The organism is Streptomyces sp. NPDC001156 (genome assembly GCF_053598275.1).
In genome coordinates this window covers 1-2,744 of the sequence record NZ_JBSFJX010000441.1, presented here as the reverse complement: position 1 = coordinate 2,744, position 2,744 = coordinate 1, and the positions used below count along the sequence as shown (strand labels likewise).

Below are 2,744 nucleotides of genomic sequence, written 5' to 3'. Positions count from 1 at the left end.
AGTGATCCAGCCGTGCCGGAAGAACCGGACCCGACGCACCCTACGCAGCCCCCGAGGATCCCGGGAAGCCACCGTCAACGCTAAATGTCAGTGCCGGCCGGTAGCGTTCTTCCTGTTGCTGATCAAGCGTTGAGGGAGGGGGTGCATCGATGCGTGGTGAGTCGCTGCGCACGATCGCTGCCCCTTTCATGGCCGTCAGCCCGTCGGGCGTGGCGATCCGCGCCCGCATCAAGGGCCTCACGCCGGACGATGAGCAGGTGTTACGTGTGGTCGGCGCGCATCTGGGGTCGCTGGCCTCGAGGGATCTCAAACGCCGATGCGTCGACGGGCTGGAGCACTCCACGGATACGTGGGCGAGGCGCAAGCGGGCCCTGACCGACACGTCGTCCTCGCGGTGGGCCGTTTCGATCACGAAGGCCAGCCACGATCAGTGGGTGCTGTCCAGGCGTGCCAGCTCGCGCACATCCACAGCCTTGAGGCCGGCATCAAGACGATCACCAGCCGGTTGTCGCTGCCGGTGGGTGAGAAGGGTACGAAGCGGGCGTCGGGCGGATACCGCACCCGGCAGGAGTGGTTCCACAAGAGGTGGCGACTGCGTCTGCTGGAGGACCGGCTGGAGCGGGAGCAGGTCGATCACGAGGTGGGGCGGGTGCGGGTCGTGCGGGGCGGCAAACGCCTGCTCAACTCCCGACACCACCTCGAGGCAGCGCAGCTCACCGAGCACGCATGGCGACAGCGCTGGGAGGCATCGCGCTGGTTCCTGCAGGCGGACGGCGAATCGGGCAAGCGGTTGGGGAACGAGACGATCCGCGTCACCCCGGACGGCACGGTGAGCATCGAGTTCCCCGCCCCGCTTGCGCACCTGGGGAACGCCCCGCACGGCCGGTACGTCCTGGCCTCGACCGTGGTCTTCCCCCACCGCAGCGACGAGTGGGCCGACCGCATCACCACGAACCGGGCCGTGGCCTACCGCCACCACTACCACGTGCAGCGCGGGCGCTGGTACCTCACCGCCTCCTGGACGATCCCACCCGGTGGCATGGCCGCTATCGCTCCTCGGCGGAGGGCCCTCGCACCTCGAAGTGGAAGCATCCGTACGCCAGTGCCCGGACGTGCACGATCACCACGTTCGGGTCGCTGAACGCATCGTCGAAAGCTGCGTCGAAGCCAGCAGTGGCGTCGGCCGGAATCTCCAGAAGGCGTCCACCGGCGATATGGCCCCGGGCGCTATAGCGGCGCACGGTGCGCAGGGCGCCCGGCCGATCGAAGGGGTAGTTCTCGCCGGGGGTGAACCCGCCGCAGTCATCGGCGTGGATGAAGACAGGACCTTGTTCGTCGTACGCGCCCGGAAGTACACCCCTCGCGGCGGCCCAGCGTCGCAACGGGGCGTACGAAACAAGGGCAATCCGCTCGCCGAGCGTGATGGGACGCAGGCAGCAGCGCAGCGGGGAGCCCGCGTCGTCGCGGGTCGCGGTGTACGGGGCGCAGGGGCGGCCTGCGTCGTCGGCAACCTGCAGTTCTTTGAGGACGGCTGTGTCGATGGGCAACACGGTGTACCTGGTCATGTGCTCATGGTGGCTAGACACACGTGTGTTTGCTGGCAGGAAACGGACGTTGCGTTGCTGCATGCCCACGCCGAAGGCTGACCGGGAACCCTCACACCCGCTGAACGCAGGCCACCTACGATCGCCACACCTTGGAATCGATCATCTAGACCAGTTCGATGTCCGCCGCGGCGACCTCGTGTGCGTCGTCGTCGGAGATGAAGCCGACGTGGACCGGCCGTCCCGTGGAGCGCTGGCGCCGCAAAGCGCTCGGGCCCGAGGGGCGTGGCCGGTGACGGTCACCCCACTGCTGGAACGCGGCGAGGATCACCTGGAGTTCCTCGCCGGCCGGGGTCAGGTGGTAGCTGTCGCGGGGCCGGCTTCCCGACACCTGGTACGTCTGCTTGCGCAGGACGCCCTCGCTGACCAGTGTCTTCAGTCGCGTGCTCAGCAGGTTCGGCGCGATGCCCAGGGAGGCCTGGATCTCCGCGAAACGGTGCTTTCCGAGGTAGATCTCCCGGATGATCAGCAGCGTCCAGCGCTCACCCAGCACCAGGAGACTGCGTTCGATGGAGCAGGACGGCTCGTCGTGAGCGGCTTCGGCCACCTTGTCTCCCTCTACGTCGCGGTAACCGCTGGTTTCCGCACAGCCTAGCCTGAATTTCAATGAGTAACTCAGCCTCCTGCGTCGGAGTGATCGACGCCCCCTCGGGGCCTGCGGTCCTACAGTCCATTGGGGAACCTACGAGTTCTCCGGAGCCGCGGGCCGTCCCAGGGCAACCAGCAGCAGCCGCCAACGACCAACAACGACGACGGGGGCGCAGCATTCCGCCGCACCCCGTGGTGTGTCGGGCAGGCTAGGCGCTGTGACCGAAATGGTTCGCCGGGTTGGTGCTGGTGGCGGTTGGATGTGTGGTGACGTCCGATCCGAAGGGCATCCGTTGGGGCGGACGCCCACCGGTGCGGGCCGCAAGAAAGACCCGCCCCGGAACACGAAGGACGATGCAGTGATCGCCATACCGTTCTTAATCAGTGAGCAGGAGTGAGTCTTGTACCCAGTCCTGGTCAACTGGCGCATCCCGAACGGTTTTGGATGCACTGGTCGCCCGCGTTCGCGCCGCGTCCGGCGACACGGATCGTGTCCGTGGTCCGGGGATGCGGGGGCGGGTTCCCTCACGCCCGCGGGTGCCGTGTCCGGCC

2 protein-coding genes and 2 pseudogenes are annotated in these 2,744 nt (G+C 67.5%); 1 reads left to right on the top strand and 3 read right to left on the bottom strand.

Annotated features, from left to right (window positions below):
- Positions 1–149: 149 nt before the first annotated feature.
- Positions 150–1,033 (top strand): annotated as a pseudogene (locus ACWDA7_RS51890) (IS200/IS605 family accessory protein TnpB-related protein); the annotation flags it as partial.
- A 13-nt stretch (positions 1,034–1,046) separates the two neighbouring features.
- Here the strand turns inward: ACWDA7_RS51890 and ACWDA7_RS51885 are convergent.
- From ACWDA7_RS51885 to ACWDA7_RS51875, 3 genes and pseudogenes are all read right to left on the bottom strand, one after another.
- Positions 1,047–1,565 (bottom strand): DUF1203 domain-containing protein, encoded by a 519-nt coding sequence (locus ACWDA7_RS51885; protein ID WP_450615078.1) that lies wholly within the window; start codon positions 1,563–1,565, stop codon positions 1,047–1,049.
- Between the two features lie 145 nt (positions 1,566–1,710).
- Positions 1,711–2,151, bottom strand: a complete 441-nt coding sequence (locus ACWDA7_RS51880; protein ID WP_450615077.1) for a winged helix-turn-helix transcriptional regulator — start codon at positions 2,149–2,151, stop codon at positions 1,711–1,713.
- 418 nt (positions 2,152–2,569) lie between these two features.
- Positions 2,570–2,744: pseudogene (locus ACWDA7_RS51875) on the bottom strand (IS200/IS605 family accessory protein TnpB-related protein); the annotation flags it as partial.